The organism is Bradyrhizobium sp. CW1 (genome assembly GCF_023100665.1).
GTDB classification, from domain to species: Bacteria; Pseudomonadota; Alphaproteobacteria; order Rhizobiales; family Xanthobacteraceae; genus Bradyrhizobium; species Bradyrhizobium canariense_D.
On the sequence record NZ_CP064684.1, the window covers coordinates 1,982,001 to 1,997,848 of the forward strand.

A 15,848-nucleotide genomic window follows, 5' to 3' on the forward strand; every position below is an offset into this window, starting at 1 on the left:
TTCAAAGGTTCACGCAGACTCTGATGGAATTGGCCTTGCAGCTAGGAAGCGCGCAAATGGTCAATCCGCGGTAAACGCACACGGAGCTGTGACGAGAAAAAGCGGTCTTTTTCAGGCCCCTAAATGGACGGCGCATCTGGAATGAGCCGGCTTGGGGCGACTTCAGCCACAGACTCTGGCGCGGCGGACGCGCCAGGCATAACCGTCCCAGAAGCGCTGCTTCTGCCAGACGCAGCCGTTGCCGTAATAGTCGTCCGCGACGTAGCCCGGGCCCGGCGCATAGTAGCGCGGCGGATAGTAGCCGGCGCCATATCCGGGACCATATGCGTAGCCCGGGCCAGGGCCTGGCCCGTAATAATACGGAGAGGCCAGCGCCCCACCGACAATGGCGCCGCCGATGATTCCGGCTGCCACACCCGCGGCGACGCCGCGTTGCGCCTGGGCTGGTGTAATGGCGCTAAGGGCCACAGCGGCGACGGCAGCAATTGCCAGGAGCGACTTCTTCATTGGCTGACCTTTCGAGCAAACACGCGGGAACTCTTTGAGGGTAAAGTTCCATACTTCGTTTGAATGATCAATGAACGGCACCTTTGCCGGGGCGACCAATCGGTAGGACCGCAGCCCAGCCAGGGGAGGGCGACGATGGGTAACGCGATGATAAATGCATTGATCGCTGCCGGGATCGTCTTCGCGATCGGCTACGGCTGGATTACCCATCTCCAGAACCGCGGCCAGCGCGGCTCCCGCGCCGGGGCCAGCGTCAATGGCGGCGGCGACACCGCCACCGGCACGAGCGACGGCTTCTCGTTTGGGAGTTGGTTTTCCAGCGATAGTTCCGGCTGCGCGACCGACGGCGGCAGCTGTTCCAGCAGCGATAGCGGCAGTAGTGGCGGAGATTGCGGGGGCGGCGGCGATGGTGGAGGCGGTGGGGGCGACTAGGTCCGCCGCAATCTTGATCCAGTGCAAGGCCCTATTTTAGAGCCGTTCTAGGCTGTTTCCGGGCTAGTTTGGAATAGCTTCAAATTCCGCTTTTTCCTTTTGCATCCGGCCGGCCCCTTAAATATCGATGATGGCGCATCACCAAAGGGCCTGCCGCTTCCATGATCGTTTGTTCCTGTAACGTGCTGAGCGATGACGACATCCGCGCCGCCGTCGCCGAGTCCGACGACGCTGTGCGCCATGCCAAGCAGGTCTATGGGTGTCTCGGCTGTAGCGCCGAATGCGGCCGCTGCGCTCGGACGATCAAGACCATTATCGACGAAGCGCTTGGCACCTGTGCCACGTCCTGCTGCTCCGGCTGCCCGCACAACCACACTGTGGCGGCGAACGACGAGACGGCCCAGCCGGCCGAGTTCGCCCTCGCGGCCTGCTGAAATGCTCCGCAACCCTGGCTGAGCTTTTCCCCGGCTGCGTCCCCGTAGCCGGTTGCTCCAGTCTTCAAACTCATTTAGAAGCGTTCTAAATTCGGTTTACGGCCGATTTGGACTGCAAGAGCTGGAGTGAACCATGCAGGGCGACGCAAAAGTTATCGACTATCTCAACAAGGCACTGCGTCACGAGCTGACTGCGATCAACCAGTATTGGCTGCACTACCGCTTCCTCGACAATTGGGGCCTGCGGGACATGTCCAAGGTCTGGCGCAAGGAGTCCATCGAGGAGATGGAGCACGCCGATAAGCTCACCGAGCGAATCCTGTTCTTCGACGGCTTCCCGAACATGCAGGTGCTCGATCCCTTGCGCATCGGCCAGAACGTCAAGGAGATCATCGAGTGCGATCTCGCCGCCGAGATGAGCGCGCGGGCGCTCTATCAGGAAGCGGCGACCTACTGCCACAGCGTCAAGGACTACGTGACGCGTGATCTGTTCGAGAAGCTGATGAGCGACGAGGAGCACCACATCGACTTCCTCGAGACCCAGCTCGACCTGATCGGCCGCATCGGCCTCGAACTCTACACCCAGAAGCACGTTGGCGGGCTCGAGGGGGACGGGCATTAGTTCGGCGCGTTAGCGATGGCACAACTCCGTATCGGCCTGATGCGCGATTGCGCACCAGGCCGGGACGACAGCCTGGACGCCAGCTACAACTGCGTCTTGTAGAGCTCTTCCACGATCTCCTGACTCTGCGGCTCACCAAGGCCGGTCTGCTCGTGGACCACCTCGACGATGCTCGGCATCACCGAGCGCGGCACCTTCTCGGACGACCAAAGCTTCGAGCGCATCAGTGCCTTGCCGCAGTGGAAATAGACTTCGCTGACGGCGACGTTCAGCACCGCGCGCGGCGACTTGCCAAACTCCACCATCGAGGCGAGCAGGTCCGGATCGGCGGACAGCGAGCCGCGGCCGCCGACGCGCAGCGTCTCGTCGATGCCGGGGACGAAGAACAACAGATGCACGAAGCCCGAGCCCTCGACGACATTTCGAAAACTGTCGATCCGGTTGTTGCCGGAGCGATCAGGCATCAGCAGCTGGTTGGGGCCGGCGACGTGGACGAAGCCAACGCCGCCGCCGCGTGGTGAGGCATCGACGCTGCCGTCCGCTCCCGATGTCGCGAGCACGCAGAACGGCGACATCTCGATGAATTTCTTCGCATGCGTGTCGATTGCGGGGCGCGCTTTCGCGATCACGCGCGGGCTCGGCTGGGCATAGATGGTGGCGAGGTCTTCGGCGCAAAGATCAGTCACGAAGGTCTCCCTGGTGGAATGCCCCGAGAATATCATCTCTCGGCCCGATCGCTATCCCCCTTTGTCACGCCGCCGCGTCCAGTCGATCACGCCAGCGCAGTTCAGAGCCCACCAGATCAGGACTGGCTGCAGCGCCAGCCGCGGCCCGTGATAGAGCCAGCTGTTGGGGATGGGTGGAAGGTCGATGGCCCTCCAGGACCTGCTTGATGCTTGCCGCCCACACGCAAGGCGGATAGAGCGCGAGCTCGCGTTCAGTCGTTCACAGGAGCTATCGGCCGAGCTAGCACGCGCCGCGTCGAGGCGCTATCGCGCTACACCGCATCCGCCGGCACGAAGCAACTGATGATGATGGCGCCGCGGTGACGGACGTACCACACCACGGCCTGGCCGACCGGATTGCCGCGGTCGCGGATGATGGCGCGCTCGGGCACCTCCATCCATTGTCCCTCGATCGGCACCCAATAGGCACCGCTGCGCACGTCGTACTCCGTGCGATGGCCGTCGGAGACGTCACAGCAGGGCACGCCGTTCGGTGCGATCACGCTCTTGAACCAGGCGCGGATGTCGGGCGGGACGTGATCATATTGCCCGTTGTCGAACGCGAACGCGGCGCCCGTCAGTGCGGCCAGCCAAACGCACAGTGCGAGCCTGTGCATGCGATCCTCCTCATCGCGTGTCGTGCCGTTGGCGCGCGATTATCCCGCGCGTCGATTCGGACATCGACGCAATTAAGCCCGAGCCGTCAGCGTAATGCATGCTCAAATAATATGCGGGCTAGACGGCCGTTGATGCGATGCAAAATCAGCGGCGCGCAGATTCGATCGTTTGCTGCGGCGCGGCTTGCAGAAATTGCTGGACCTGCTCGCTGTAGAATTTGGCGTTTCCGGTGGTGCCGTGGCCGCGCGTCTCGGTGCTTGCCGGGATGAGATACAGTTTGCTGTTCTTCACCCGCGTCATCGCAGCGTCCGTGATGCCGGTCTCAGGCGGGTTGCGTTCGTCGTCGGCTGAATTGATCAGCAGCAGCGGCGCTTCGATGGCCTCCAGCTTCTCGCCGGCATTGTAGTCATGCGAAGACTCCCACTGGTAGACGAAGTCGTTGGCATCTGCCGTGATCGGCATGGCCAGCCGCTCGTCGACGATCTTGTCGGCCTTCGCCGCCGTCGGCGCCTGCGATTGATAGGCCAGCGTTCCACCGATGCTCGCGATGCCGTAGGCGGTGATGGCGTATTTCATCATGCGCGGCTGGCTGGTGTAATTCCCGCCGTTGCAGTCGGGGTCGCTGCGGATGGTGTCGAGCATGATCCGCCGCAGCATCCAGTTTCGGGATGCCATCTCGGTCGGCTGCGAGGCCATCGGGATCAGCGCGTCCATCGCCTTCGGATATTTCTCGCCCCACAACCAGGTGTGCATGCCGCCCATCGAATTGCCGATGACGAGCCGCAGATGCTTGACCCCGAGCCCTTCCGTCACCAGGCGATACTGGGCCTCGACCATGTCGTTGTAGTCGTATTTCGGGAAGCTCGTCTTCATCCCGTCGGACGGTTTTGACGATTTGCCATGACCGATATTATCGGGGATGATGATGTAATATTTGGAGGCATCGAGTGGCTGCCCCGCGCCGAACAGCTCGCCGGCAAAGGCTGATGACAGCATGCTCGCGCCCGAGCCGCCGGTGCCATGCAGCACCAGGACCGGCTGGCCGCTCGGCTCACCCACGGTTGTGTAGTGCAGCTTCAGCTCCGGCATGGTCTCGCCGGTGTGGAACTTGAAATCCCTGGCGATCCAGGCGCCCTGCTTCGGCGTCGGATAATCGGCCGCCCATGCGGATGTCGAGATGGCCGCCAACGAGACGGACAACAGGATGGCTGACAGCGCCGCGCAAGAAGCTTTCATGTCGATTTCCCCCGTGCGGCTCTGGTCGGCGGCCGCGTTGCGGCGGAACTTAGCAGAACTGTCCGGAAGGATGTAGGATTTCGTTTTCGCCGGTCGTCCTTGAGGGAAAGGTCAGGAGAGACTGCATGTGCCGCAACATCAAGACGCTGTTCAACTTCGAGCCGGAGGCGACCGAGGATGAGATCCACGCCAGCGCGCTCCAGTTCGTTCGAAAACTGTCTGGCTTCAACAAGCCGTCGCAGGCCAACGAGGCGGCCTTCGATCGTGCGGTGGCGGAGGTCTCGGAGGCTGCGCGAAAACTCCTGACGTCGCTGCACACCCATGCGCCGGCGCGTGATCGTGAGGTCGAAGCGGAAAAGGCCAAGGAACGTTCGCGGCTGCGGTTCGGTTAGGCGGCTCGAAGGTCCGTTCCGTGACCTGCCTCACGGTGACAACGGTCTCAGCGCGCGATGATGTTCGCCGGGCTTTTGACACCCCGGAGCACGACCATGAGCCGCCCCCTTCTTCCGCTGAAAGCAGGTGCCATCGTTTTCACGTTGCTGTGGACCGCGTGGATGACGTGGTGGAGCGGCTCGTTCTCGAGCGCGAACGTCGTGATCCTGGCCTTGTGCGGCGCAGCGGTCGGCTATCTCTGGTACCGCGCCATGCGCTGGCAGTTCGAGCGCATGGGCATGCTGCCGCGACGCGAGAATGGGACGAAATAGATTCGTCCGTCAGTCCTTGTGGCCGTGCTTCTTCTTTTTCTTCTTCTTCCTGTGATCGCCTTCGCTGTCCTCGTCTTCGTCATCGAGGGGCGCGTCGTCGGTCTCCTGCACCGCGGCTTCCAGCGCCTCGCGCTCGGCAGCCTCATGCTCGCGCTGGCGGCGGCGTTCGTCCCAGGCGTCGAGCAGCTGATCGAGCCACGGCAGCACCTGTTCGATCGACGGAAGTTGGCCCGGAGGTCCGGCTTCACCACGCGGGCCTTGCGGCCCCGCCGGCCCTTGCGGCCCGACAGGTCCCTGTGTCCCCGGCGCCCCGCGCGGTCCCGCTTCGCCCTGCTTGCCTTGCGGGCCGGGCTTGCCCAGCGGTCCGGGCTTCCCGATCGGCCCCGGCTTGCCCTGAGGTCCTGGCTTGCCACGCGCGCCATCCGGCCCGCGCTTGCCCGGATGACCCTGCGGTCCCGGCCGCCCCGGTTCGCCCTGCCGTCCGCGCGGTCCCTGAGGTCCCTGCCGTTTTTGTTCGTCTGCCACGCCGCTGCTCCCTCGACCGGAAGCAAGCTAATTAGCGGCGTTTGACGACAGCGGCAATTCCGCCCGGGCTCGCGCCTGGGCATGATCAACACCAATCGGCGGCACATCGCGCGCTAGTCGTGATAGGCCGGCACCTCTATGCCGGAGGCGGCATAGAGCCTGATCTTGTTGCGCAACGTGCGCACCGAGAGGCCGAGCACGCGTGAGGCGCGCGTGCGATTGCCGTCGCAGCGGGCGAGCGTCTGCAGCACGAGCTCACGCTCGACCTCGTCGACGGTCGCGCCGATCAGCAGCGGAACGATCTGGTTCGGTGAAAGGACATACGCGCCCGGTTCGGACGCAGCGACATGAACAGTGGTCATCGACACACTCCCCGATCAACGCCCGCTTCCGTCTTTGGAAGCGGATCGAGAACAAACGACCCCCAAGCCGTAGATCTACGGTGGGCGGGTTTGGTTAACGAAAGGTTAACAGCGGGCGATCGCACGAATTGACCTTGGGAATGCCGCCGCGCCGCCGCGATTGGCACGGATTGCATATTCCTGCGAGCATACCCCGCAAAGCAGGCATCCCTCCCGCTCACACCGTCCGGTATCCGCCATCCACCATCACGATCGTTCCCGTGACGTAGGCCGACATGTCCGACGCAAGGAAGATCGCGGGACCCACGATGTCCTCGGGCTTGCCGGTGCGCGCCAGCGGGGTGTGATCGACGAAAGCCTGCACCAGCGCCGGATTGGTCGCACGCACATTGGCGTTGATGTTAGTCTCGATGAAGCCCGGCCCGATTGCATTGACGCGCACGCCCTCCTTGCCGAGCTCGACCGCGAGCGCCTTGGTGAAGCCGAGCACGCCGTGTTTCGAGGTGGTGTAGGCCGCCGAGCTCGGCGTGCGCAGATGCACGAAGGACTGGATCGATCCGATATTGACGATGCGGCCCTTGGCTGCTCGCAAGGGCGCGAGGAACGCCTGCGTCATGTTGAAGACGCCGTTGAGGTTGAGCGAGATGATGTCATTCCAATCCTTCGCCACCGTCTCGGTATCGGCGGTGAAGGCGTTGCGGCGGGTGATGCCGGCATTGTTGACGAGGATCGAGACCTGCCCGACCTTGTCGGCGACTTGCCTGGCGAGCGCGAAGCAGTCGTCGCGTCTGGTGACGTCGAGTGCAAAGCTCTCGGCCTTGCCGCCGGACTTGCGGATCCCCTCGGCGGCTTCCGCGACCGTGTCGGCGTTGACGTCGAGCAGCACCACCTGCGCGCCCTCGCGGGCGTAGCCGGCCGCGATGGCCCGGCCGATGCCCGAACCGGCGCCCGTTATGACGGCGATATGGTTTGCGAGCAATGCCATGACAATTTCCTCCCGATTTCTTTTCGAAGTTTCATGAAAGGCTAACTCGAAATTAAGGGGTCGGAAACGGCGCCCTTGGCATACTGATCTTGATTGCTAAACGTTGCGCGCATGATGGAACGGCTCGAATCCTGGAAACTCGCACTCGAACGCCTGCGGTCGGTGGACGGCGCCGATTGGGCCGAGGCCGGACGGCTGGTGGCCGAGATCGCGCGGATGAGCACCGATACCATGCTGCGTCAGGCCGCCGAGCAGGCGCTTCCTGTGCTGCGCCAGGCCGTGGACAATGACGATCACAGCGTCACGCTGGCGGCACGGCGCCGTCTCGGCGTGGTGCTCGATGTCGTTCACGACCTGACCGCGCCGCGCTTCGGGCGCCGCAATGCTGCGCCGAAAAAATTGTCCAGCGAGGATCGTGCCCGCAAGGTGCTCGGCCTGCCGCTCGCGGTGCAGCTCACCTGCGAGGACATCAATCAGGCGTATCGCCGCGCCGCCAAGGGCATGCACCCCGACCAGGGCGGCAGCGCGGAAGCGTTCATCGACCTCGCCGCCGCGCGCGACCTCCTGATCCATCCCGGCGCGTACAAGGACGCGTGAGGGCTCATGTGCTATCCTGTAGCCCGGATGAGCGAAGCGACATCCGGGACGGGTCTAGCCCATGGTTTTGTATCGCAGAAATTTTCTTCCCGGCGGCACCTACTTTTTCACTGTAGCGCTCTTCGACCGCAGATCGACCATTTTGATTGAAAACGTTGGCGCCCTGCGTGATGCCTTCCGGGCCGCTCGCAGGGAGCGCCCGTTCGAGGTCGATGCGATCGTGATCCTTCCGGACCATTTGCATGTCGTCATGAGCCTCCCGCCGCATGACGCCGATTTCGCGGGACGTTGGCGAAGGATCGAGGGGCATTTCAGCAGCGCACTACTGCATGCGGGTATCGACGTAGCCCGCCACTCCAATGGAGAATTGGCTCTGTGGCAACGACGCTACTGGGAGCACACGGTTCGCGACGAAGATGATTTCGCCCGCCACGTGGATTACATTCACTTCAACCCCGTCAAGCATCGCTACGTCCAGCGCGTTTGTGATTGGCCGCATTCGTCCTTTCACCGATATGCGCGGGCGGGATTGCTCTCGGAAGACTGGGCGGGCGATGCCGGCGAAAGTGGGATTGCTTTCGGTGAGCGAGCCCAGGGAGGCTGACCGGGAATTCCCGAATATCGCTTCGCTCATCCGGGCTACGGACGTCAGACTTGGAGTCGGACGCTGGTGCGCCCCGGACAAGATGTGAGTGGGTCCGCCAACCGGCCAGGTTCAAAGCGTGTGCGCGGAAAATGCGTGACGTCGGCCGAAAAACCGGTGGTCCGTCCAAAAGAAAAGGGCGGTCCGCTTGCGCGATCCGCCCTTTGAAATCCGGTCTGTCGCCTCACGCCTAGAGCGTGCAGCGGCGCTCCGCGCGCAGCTTGATCTGGAGCTCCGAGGCGGCCGTGAAGGTCGGGAGCGGCTTGCTGACGACCTTGTAGGTCGACACGCCCCACTGGAACGGCTTGTACTTGAGGTCCTCGTTCCAGACCTGGCAAATGCCGGTGTTGTCCCAGCGGATCACGTAATAGCCGACTGCCGCAGAGGCCGGCACGGCGAACACGGAGGTGGCGATGCCGGCAACGGCACAAAGGGCGAGAACGCGACGCATGAAATATCTCCTGATGGGAACGTGAGAGAAAACTGGTGCGGCAAATCTGCGTGGCTGGCAAGCGGGGCGGCGACCGTTCACGGATATGTCAGCCGTTGGTCGGCTGTTCGGACGACCCTTATCCCTTGACTATCGCCTGACGATCACACGTCTAACTCTTGGCCAGCGACGCCACCGCCTCGATCTCGATCAGCATCTTCGGATCGGGCAGTGCGTGGATCACGCAGGTGGTGCGGGCAGGGTAGGGCGGCGGGCCGAAGGCGCCGGCATAGAGCGCGTTCATGGCGGCGACGTCGGAGGCGCGGGTCAGCAGCACGTTGACCTTGACGAGATCGCGGATCTCGGCGCCGGCCTCCGCCAGCACGCGCTTGATGTTGATGGCGACATTGGCGAACTGCGCCTCGAAGCCGTCGGGCAGCGCGCCGTTCGCGTCGAAGCCGGGAATGCCGGAGACGAACAGGAGATCGCCTGCGCGCGTGGCAAAGGACAGCGGCGGCGCCTTGACGTGCGGCGGGGGCGCGAAATGCTGGATCGGCATGGGATCACCTCGGATGGAGGGCTGGAAGCGCAAGCGTAGCGGCAGCTCGGGGCGCCTCCAACAAAAAACGCGAAAACAACCCCATGCACAGTAGGCATCTAGCAGGAATCATTGAGCTTTCTTTTTCACTTCGGGAAAAACAAAATAATCGTTGCTCCGTCGGGCAAAACAGGGGCAGAATGGCATGATGGCGGGTGAGCGTCTTGTCGCGCCAAACTCCGCCGTCATGCCCCGGCTCGACCGGGGCATCCAGTACGCCGCGGTTTCGGTTCACTATCGCTCTCTCTGGAATACTGGATCGCCCGGTTGAACCGGGCGATGACAGTTGGGTGTGTTGCTACAGACCGCGACTCGCGCCCATCCCATCATGTTGCCGCCCCGATCCATCGGATAGATTCCGCTCGTTCGATTCGTTTCCCTCCTTGAAGAATAGCCCCCGGAGACTCCCATGAAGTTCGCATCCACCCTCCGCGCCGCGCTGGTCGGCATTGCCGCGCTTGCCGGCCTCTCGACCTCGGCTCTGGCCGACGGCGGCACCGTGGTGCTGACGATCTACAAGGCGGGCTGGATCATCGGCGGCTCCGGCGGCTCGGGCGTGCTGAACTTCCGCGGCCGCGCCTATTCGCTCTCGACCGGCGGGCTCGACTACGGCCTCGTCTTCGGCGGCTCCAAGACCGTGCTGCGCGGCCGCGTCTCCAACATCAACCGGCCCTCCGACATCGCCGGCGTCTATGGCGCCGCCGGTGCGGGCATCGCAGTGGGCCGCGGCGCGCGTGCGATCGTGCTGACCAACCAGAAGGGCGCCGTGCTCGAGCTGTCCGGCACGCAGGTCGGCCTGATGGCGAATGCGGATCTGAGCGGGCTTGCGATCACGCTGCGGTAAGGCCGATGTCGTAGGGGGAAATGGGGCGCAAGCGCCGCGCCCACCATCTCTTCCCGACAATTCCGGCCGGGGTCGCTATACTCACGATCCCAGTGACCTCGGCAAGATGGGGATCCCATGGCGAGAGAGTTGGACGGCAAGGTGGCGGCCGTGACCGGGGCTGCGTCGGGCATCGGATTGGCCAGCACCGAGGCGATGCTGGCCGCCGGCGCGCGCGTGGTGATGGTCGACCGCGATGAGGCCGCGCTGAAGGCGCTCCGCGACAAGCACGGCGACGCGGTGATCCCGCTGCTCATCGATCTGCTGGACCCAAAAGACTGTGCAACGGTGCTGCCGCGCGTTCTGGAGCAGGCCGGCCAGCTCGATATCCTGCATGCGAATGCCGGGACGTATGTCGGTGGCGATCTGGTCGATGCCGACACCATGGCGATCGACCGGATGCTGAACCTGAATGTCAACGTCGTGATGAAGAACGTACACGACGTGCTGCCGCACATGATCGCGCGCGGGACCGGCGACATCATCGTCACGAGCTCGCTGGCGGCGCATTTTCCCACGCCATGGGAGCCGGTCTATGCGTCGTCCAAATGGGCGGTGAACTGCTTCGTCCAGACGGTGCGGCGCCAGGTCTTCAAGCACGGCATCCGCGTCGGCTCGATTTCGCCCGGTCCGGTCGTCAGCGCCTTGCTCGCGGACTGGCCGCCGGAGAAGCTGAAGGAAGCCAGGGACTCGGGAAGCCTGCTGGAGGCCGGCGACGTGGCTGAGGTCGTGATGTTCATGCTGACGCGGCCGCGCGGCATGACCATCCGCGACGTGGTGATGCTGCCGACCAATTTCGATCTTTAGGGCGCCAAGCGTGCCCCGGTGAACACCGCCAATTGCGCATCGAACGCCCGCCTGAACGCGGGCCGCGCTTCGCCGCGAGCCACATAGACGGCGATATCTGGATATTCGTCCAGCATGCCTGATGCGTTCAACCTGCGCAGCACTGTCACCATCATGAGGTCGCCGGCGCTGAACGCGCCGTCGAGCCAGTCGGCATCGCCGAGGCGACGGGCCAATTCGCCGAGCCTGACATGGACGCGATCCTGCAGCATGGGCAGCCGCTCCGCGTACCAGCTCTTGTCGCGCTCGAACAGCATGGCCATCCCGAGCTCGACGATCGGCGGCTCCAGCGTGCTCAGCGCAGCAAACATCCAGGCGATCGCGCGGGCCCGGGCGTGCGGCTCCGTCGGCAGCAGCCCGGCGTGACGCTCGGCGATATGGAGCACGATCGCGCCGGACTCGAACAGGGCGAGATCGCCGTGCTCGTAGGTCGGAATCTGCCCGAATGGATGCAGGGCGAGATGCGCGGGTTCTTTCATCGCTTGGAACGAAACCAGACGCACGTCGTAAGGCTGGCCGACCTCTTCGAGCGCCCAGCGCACCCGCATGTCGCGGGCTTGCCCCTTGCCGCGGTCGGGCGAGCTTTCGAAGGCGGTGATGGTGGGGGGCATCGGGAGGGGCTCCGGGGTTGATCGCGTTTTGCGTTCGGAGGACGAATGGAATGAGTGGATTCCGACAGGTTAATGCGTTTTCGTGGACCCCGTAGGCCGCATGAGCGATAGCGATATGCGGGGCAGCTGCCGGCCCCGGATGTCGCTGTCGCTCATCCGGGCTACAAGAAAATCCCGCCGCCGCTGTCGGAACGTCCCTACCTGCCACGTCCTTGGAACATCGGCGCGCCGCCGCGCGCCCGCCCGAGGCGAAAGGATATCCGTTCATGACCTCCATCACGCCGTTTCTCTGGTTCGACAACAACGTGCCGGCGGCCGTCGCCTTCTACAAATCGGTGTTTCCCAACGCCAAGGTTGAGACCGTCAGCGACTTCATGGCGGTGTTCGAGCTCGAAGGCCAGCGCTTCAACGCGCTCAACGGGGGCCCGCAATACAAGTTCAACGAAGCGGTGTCGTTCTTCATCAGCGTGGAGACGCAAGCGGAAGTCGATTATTTCTGGGACAGGCTCACCGCCGACGGCGGCGAAGAATCCCGCTGCGGCTGGCTCAAGGACAGGTTCGGGCTGTCCTGGCAGGTGATCCCATCAGCGCTCGGCCGCTACCTCGGCGACCCCGACCGCAGCAAGGCGAACCGCGTCATGCAGGCGATGATGCAGATGAGAAAGATCGTGATTGCGGATTTGGATAGGGCGTATGCTGGGTGAGGCAGGTGCCCGTGCCCCGGACGCAGCGCATCGCGCCGCTCTTCGCGGCGTGGTGCGCTGCAGAGCCGGGGCCCATGCCGCATCCGTGCCGGAGCTTCTGGGTCCCGGGTCTGCGCTTCGCTTGCCCGGGACACGCGAGCAGGCCAAAGCGGGGACACTCTCGACTATTCCGTTGCAGCGATCCACGCCGCAAGCTCGCGCCACGGCTCCAGCGTCCAATGCCCGGACGCCGCGCCGGACGGCGAGGGCAGCACGAACATCTCGGGCAGACTCTCATCCCGCAGCTGCCGCCCCAGCGCAATCCCGCTTGACGGCCTGCCATAAAACAAGCTCGCCGCCTTCTTGCTCGTGAACGCAATTGTCCTTGGCTGATACTTTTCGATCTTGGCCCTGAACCCCGGCACGTCGATCGTCTCCGCCGCGATCTGGTGATCCATCCCGGCGCCCGATTTGGAAAGATCGGTGAAGCCGATCCCGAGATCGAGCAAGCTTGCGAACTGGCCCGGCTGATAGCGCCGCGGCGTGATCCCGGCCTCATGAATCGCGCGCCAGAAGCGGTTTCCGGGATGGGCGTAATAGTGCCCGAGCTCGGCCGACCGCGTCGAGGCGGCGGTGCCGACGAAGACGAGACGGAGGTTGGGAAGGAGCTGGTCGGGGAGGCGGTGAGGGGATGTATCCGGCACGTCAATTATCCGCGGCTGTAGCCCGCATGAACGGAGTGATATGCGGGGCGGCAAAGACCCGGATGTCGCTGCGCTCATCCGGGCTACGCTTGCCCGCGCTAGTCCGATTTGCGCGTCACACGCACCGCCCGAGCCGCATCTAACTCATAAACTCCGTCGGTGCAGTGGTCTGTCAAAAGATCGAGGCTGAATGATACCCAAGAGTCTCCGTTTGCAGACCATGCTTCGCCGGTAAGTTTGGTTTCGTGGACATTGATACTGCGGAAGCTATCCCACGAAATCCGCGGACTAATCCATCACAGGTCATCTGACCGAACCGCGCTAAAATCGACCAACCCTTGGAAAACCACCAGTCCAAGAGCCGGTACCGCAATCACTTGTCCGGTGTCACTTGCAATGCGATCTCGAATGGCGTGGTGTTCCGGATCGATAATGCAAGTATCGCCACACGCGACAACGATCACGTCCCTTCCGTTGGGATGATCGAGCACAGTGGTGCAATCGAAGATGCCTCCCACGAAATTGCCGATCCATGGATCGGAACCCTTGGGATAGAAGCGGACAACCAAACCTTCCCGAAATTCGCGCTCACCGTGTCCGGTCAAAGAGATGGCCGGAGGTCCGTACGGTGGTAGTCCTGGTAGTATTTCAGACCGCATGGGCCGTTCGCATTGCGTTTCCAACTTTGGGGGCGACGATCGTCGCCCCCAAAGTTCGCACGGGCCCGCTCACAACACCCGATTGCTCTCCTTCACCTTCTCCGCATCCAGATACAAGTTCTCGCCCATCTCCTTGAACTTCGCGCTCATCTTAGCCATGCCGTCCTCGGCGGTGCCGCTCATCGACATGCCCACGCCGTTCGGGTCGTTCAGCGTCGCGGCGTAGTCGCGGACGTCCTGCGTGATCTTCATCGAGCAGAATTTTGGGCCGCACATCGAGCAGAAATGCGCGACCTTGTGGGCTTCCTTCGGCAGGGTCTCGTCGTGGAAGTTCTTGGCGGTCTCGGGGTCGAGGCCGAGGTTGAACTGGTCGCTCCAGCGGAAGTCGAAACGGGCGCGGGAGAGCGCGTCGTCGCGCAGCTGGGCTGCCGGGTGACCCTTGGCGAGATCGGAGGCGTGGGCGGCGATCTTGTAGGTGATGACGCCGACCTTGACGTCGTTGCGATCGGGCAGGCCGAGATGCTCCTTCGGCGTGACGTAGCAGAGCATGGCGCAGCCGAACCAGCCGATCATGGCGGCGCCGATGCCCGAGGTGATGTGGTCGTAGCCCGGCGCGATGTCGGTGGTCAGGGGCCCGAGGGTGTAGAACGGCGCTTCGCCGCATTCCTTGAGCTGCTTGTCCATGTTGATCTTGATCTTGTGCATCGGCACGTGGCCGGGGCCTTCGATCATGACCTGGCAGCCCTTGTCCCACGCGATCTTGGTGAGTTCTCCGAGCGTCTCCAATTCGGCGAATTGCGCGCGATCGTTGGCATCGGCGATCGAGCCCGGACGCAGGCCGTCGCCGAGCGAGAACGAGACGTCATACTTGCGCATGAGATCGCAGATCTCGTCGAAATGGGTGTAGAGGAAGCTTTCCTTGTGATGCGCCAGGCACCACTTGGCCATGATCGAGCCGCCGCGCGACACGATGCCGGTGACGCGGTTGGCGGTGAGGTGGATGTATTGCAGGCGCACGCCGGCGTGGATGGTGAAATAGTCGACGCCCTGCTCGCACTGCTCGATCAGCGTGTCCTTGTAGAGCTCCCAGGTCAGCTTGACCGGATCGCCGTCGCACTTCTCCAGCGCCTGATAGATCGGAACGGTGCCGATCGGCACCGGCGCGTTGCGCAAAATCCATTCGCGGGTGGTGTGGATGTTGCGCCCGGTCGAGAGGTCCATCACGGTATCGGCGCCCCAGCGGATCGCCCACACCATCTTCTCAACCTCTTCCTCGACCGATGACGTCACCGCCGAGTTGCCGATATTGGCGTTGATCTTGGTCAGGAAGTTGCGGCCGATGATCATTGGCTCGAGTTCGGCGTGGTTGATGTTGCAGGGGATGATGGCACGTCCCCGCGCGATCTCGCTGCGGACGAACTCCGGGGTGATGAAGGCGGGCACTTCCGCGCCAAAGCTTTCGCCGTCGGCAAGGGCTGCTTCCGCACGCTCGAGCTGCTCCTTGCGGCCGAGATTTTCGCGTGCCGCGACGTAGATCATCTCCTTGGTGATGATGCCGGCACGGGCGAATTCGAGCTGCGTAATCTTGTGGCCGTCGCGGCCGCGCAGCGGCTGGTGATAGGCCGAGAAGGCGCGCGCGGCCTTGTCGGTGGAGACGCTGCCATTGTCCTCCGGCTTGATCTGCCGGCCCTGATATTCCTCGACGCCGCCGCGCTCCAGCACCCAGGCCTTGCGGCCGCGCGCCAGACCGGCGTTGACGTCGATGGTCACGCTAGGGTCGGTGTAGGGGCCGGAGGTGTCGTACACCGGCAGGTTCGGTTCGCCGGCGCCTTCGGACAGGATGATCTCGCGCAGCGGCACGCGCAGGTCGGGCGCGGCATCGGGCGAGGCGAAGATTTTTCGCGACGAGGGCAGCGGGCCGGTGGTGACGGCGGGGACGGTCTTGTCGGGATTGGAGCGGATGTTCATGGGATCCTCCGGTTTAATTCGTTGATGTCGCTATGCGAGAGGCAAATTCGGCTGTCATCCCCGCCTAGTGCGCAAT

The 15,848-nt window shown here is 63.5% G+C and carries 23 protein-coding genes and 1 pseudogene; 10 read left to right on the forward strand and 14 right to left on the reverse strand.

The genetic code is table 11. The features are described 5' to 3' along the window. Positions 1-162: 162 nt before the first annotated feature. Positions 163-507 carry a hypothetical protein gene (locus IVB54_RS09590; RefSeq protein ID WP_018454132.1) on the reverse strand — a complete coding sequence of 115 codons (345 nt, stop codon included), beginning with the start codon at positions 505-507 and terminating at the stop codon, positions 163-165. Between the two features lie 135 nt (positions 508-642). Between IVB54_RS09590 and IVB54_RS09595 the strand changes: the two genes are divergently transcribed. From IVB54_RS09595 to bfr, 3 genes are all read left to right on the forward strand, one after another. Further along, positions 643-939 carry a hypothetical protein gene (locus tag IVB54_RS09595; RefSeq protein WP_143274228.1) on the forward strand — a complete coding sequence of 99 codons (297 nt, stop codon included), beginning with the start codon at positions 643-645 and terminating at the stop codon, positions 937-939. Positions 940-1,100: 161 nt separating this feature from the next. Continuing rightward, the gene (locus tag IVB54_RS09600; protein WP_026232673.1) at positions 1,101-1,373 is read left to right on the forward strand and encodes a (2Fe-2S)-binding protein; all 273 of its coding nucleotides are present in this window, start codon (positions 1,101-1,103) and stop codon (positions 1,371-1,373) included. Between the two features lie 133 nt (positions 1,374-1,506). Beyond that, a complete protein-coding gene (gene bfr, locus IVB54_RS09605; protein WP_018454135.1) occupies positions 1,507-1,995 on the forward strand; it encodes a bacterioferritin in 489 nt (162 codons plus the stop codon). An 83-nt stretch (positions 1,996-2,078) separates the two neighbouring features. Here the strand turns inward: bfr and IVB54_RS09610 are convergent, their stop codons facing one another. The 4 genes and pseudogenes from IVB54_RS09610 to IVB54_RS09625 form a co-directional block, all read right to left on the reverse strand. After that, complete coding sequence (locus IVB54_RS09610) at positions 2,079-2,681, reverse strand: MSMEG_1061 family FMN-dependent PPOX-type flavoprotein (protein WP_026232674.1); 603 nt, start codon at positions 2,679-2,681, stop codon at positions 2,079-2,081. A 51-nt stretch (positions 2,682-2,732) separates the two neighbouring features. Continuing rightward, positions 2,733-2,925: pseudogene (locus tag IVB54_RS09615) on the reverse strand (hypothetical protein); the annotation flags it as partial. Between the two features lie 67 nt (positions 2,926-2,992). After that, positions 2,993-3,337 carry a hypothetical protein gene (locus tag IVB54_RS09620; protein ID WP_085351861.1) on the reverse strand — a complete coding sequence of 115 codons (345 nt, stop codon included), beginning with the start codon at positions 3,335-3,337 and terminating at the stop codon, positions 2,993-2,995. Positions 3,338-3,482: 145 nt separating this feature from the next. Then, a complete protein-coding gene (locus IVB54_RS09625) occupies positions 3,483-4,574 on the reverse strand; it encodes an alpha/beta fold hydrolase (RefSeq protein WP_247361149.1) in 1,092 nt (363 codons plus the stop codon). A 125-nt stretch (positions 4,575-4,699) separates the two neighbouring features. Between IVB54_RS09625 and IVB54_RS09630 the strand changes: the two genes are divergently transcribed. Both IVB54_RS09630 and IVB54_RS09635 read left to right on the forward strand, forming a co-directional pair. Beyond that, a complete protein-coding gene (locus tag IVB54_RS09630) occupies positions 4,700-4,966 on the forward strand; it encodes a DUF2277 domain-containing protein (RefSeq protein WP_018454139.1) in 267 nt (88 codons plus the stop codon). A gap of 96 nt (positions 4,967-5,062) precedes the next feature. Continuing rightward, positions 5,063-5,278, forward strand: a complete 216-nt coding sequence (locus IVB54_RS09635; RefSeq protein WP_018454140.1) for a hypothetical protein — start codon at positions 5,063-5,065, stop codon at positions 5,276-5,278. 9 nt (positions 5,279-5,287) lie between these two features. Here IVB54_RS09635 and IVB54_RS09640 read toward each other — a convergent pair whose 3' ends face one another. The 3 genes from IVB54_RS09640 to IVB54_RS09650 all read right to left on the reverse strand — a co-directional run bounded on the left by IVB54_RS09640 (position 5,288) and on the right by IVB54_RS09650 (position 7,150). After that, the gene (locus IVB54_RS09640; RefSeq protein WP_247294967.1) at positions 5,288-5,803 is read right to left on the reverse strand and encodes a collagen-like protein; all 516 of its coding nucleotides are present in this window, start codon (positions 5,801-5,803) and stop codon (positions 5,288-5,290) included. A gap of 113 nt (positions 5,804-5,916) precedes the next feature. Beyond that, a complete protein-coding gene (locus IVB54_RS09645) occupies positions 5,917-6,165 on the reverse strand; it encodes a helix-turn-helix domain-containing protein (protein WP_018454141.1) in 249 nt (82 codons plus the stop codon). A 217-nt stretch (positions 6,166-6,382) separates the two neighbouring features. Then, entirely contained in the window at positions 6,383-7,150 is a 768-nt protein-coding gene (locus IVB54_RS09650) for an SDR family oxidoreductase (RefSeq protein ID WP_247294965.1), read from the reverse strand. A 111-nt stretch (positions 7,151-7,261) separates the two neighbouring features. Here IVB54_RS09650 and IVB54_RS09655 point away from each other — a divergent pair, with 111 nt between their 5' ends. Then, a complete protein-coding gene (locus IVB54_RS09655) occupies positions 7,262-7,747 on the forward strand; it encodes a molecular chaperone DnaJ (RefSeq protein WP_018454143.1) in 486 nt (161 codons plus the stop codon). Positions 7,748-7,808: 61 nt separating this feature from the next. Then, complete coding sequence (locus tag IVB54_RS09660; RefSeq protein WP_085351857.1) at positions 7,809-8,351, forward strand: transposase; 543 nt, start codon at positions 7,809-7,811, stop codon at positions 8,349-8,351. Between the two features lie 229 nt (positions 8,352-8,580). On the opposite strand, the gene IVB54_RS09665 is transcribed toward IVB54_RS09660, so the two are convergent. Then, positions 8,581-8,841: a hypothetical protein gene (locus tag IVB54_RS09665; RefSeq protein WP_007613673.1), complete on the reverse strand. Its 261-nt coding sequence runs from the start codon at positions 8,839-8,841 to the stop codon at positions 8,581-8,583. A gap of 151 nt (positions 8,842-8,992) precedes the next feature. Next, on the reverse strand, positions 8,993-9,379 hold the full coding sequence (locus IVB54_RS09670) for a RidA family protein (protein ID WP_247294963.1): 387 nt from the start codon (positions 9,377-9,379) through the stop codon (positions 8,993-8,995). A 448-nt stretch (positions 9,380-9,827) separates the two neighbouring features. Between IVB54_RS09670 and IVB54_RS09675 the strand changes: the two genes are divergently transcribed. Both IVB54_RS09675 and IVB54_RS09680 read left to right on the forward strand, forming a co-directional pair. Then, on the forward strand, positions 9,828-10,262 hold the full coding sequence (locus IVB54_RS09675) for a hypothetical protein (RefSeq protein WP_018454147.1): 435 nt from the start codon (positions 9,828-9,830) through the stop codon (positions 10,260-10,262). A gap of 117 nt (positions 10,263-10,379) precedes the next feature. Continuing rightward, entirely contained in the window at positions 10,380-11,108 is a 729-nt protein-coding gene (locus IVB54_RS09680; protein ID WP_085351856.1) for an SDR family oxidoreductase, read from the forward strand. Here IVB54_RS09680 and IVB54_RS09685 read toward each other — a convergent pair. Next, positions 11,105-11,758, reverse strand: coding sequence for a glutathione S-transferase family protein (locus IVB54_RS09685; protein ID WP_247294961.1), 654 nt, complete (start codon positions 11,756-11,758; stop codon positions 11,105-11,107). The genes IVB54_RS09680 and IVB54_RS09685 overlap by 4 nt on opposite strands. 266 nt (positions 11,759-12,024) lie before the next feature. On the opposite strand from IVB54_RS09685, the gene IVB54_RS09690 reads away from it, so the two are divergent. Then, positions 12,025-12,462: a VOC family protein gene (locus IVB54_RS09690; RefSeq protein ID WP_085349134.1), complete on the forward strand. Its 438-nt coding sequence runs from the start codon at positions 12,025-12,027 to the stop codon at positions 12,460-12,462. Positions 12,463-12,626: 164 nt separating this feature from the next. Here IVB54_RS09690 and IVB54_RS09695 read toward each other — a convergent pair whose 3' ends face one another. From IVB54_RS09695 to thiC, 3 genes are all read right to left on the reverse strand, one after another. After that, entirely contained in the window at positions 12,627-13,145 is a 519-nt protein-coding gene (locus IVB54_RS09695) for a mismatch-specific DNA-glycosylase (protein ID WP_247294960.1), read from the reverse strand. Positions 13,146-13,441: 296 nt separating this feature from the next. After that, positions 13,442-13,750, reverse strand: coding sequence for a hypothetical protein (locus IVB54_RS09700; RefSeq protein ID WP_247294958.1), 309 nt, complete (start codon positions 13,748-13,750; stop codon positions 13,442-13,444). Between the two features lie 123 nt (positions 13,751-13,873). Then, positions 13,874-15,772 carry a phosphomethylpyrimidine synthase ThiC gene (thiC, locus tag IVB54_RS09705; protein WP_247294956.1) on the reverse strand — a complete coding sequence of 633 codons (1,899 nt, stop codon included), beginning with the start codon at positions 15,770-15,772 and terminating at the stop codon, positions 13,874-13,876. Positions 15,773-15,848: the final 76 nt, after the last annotated feature.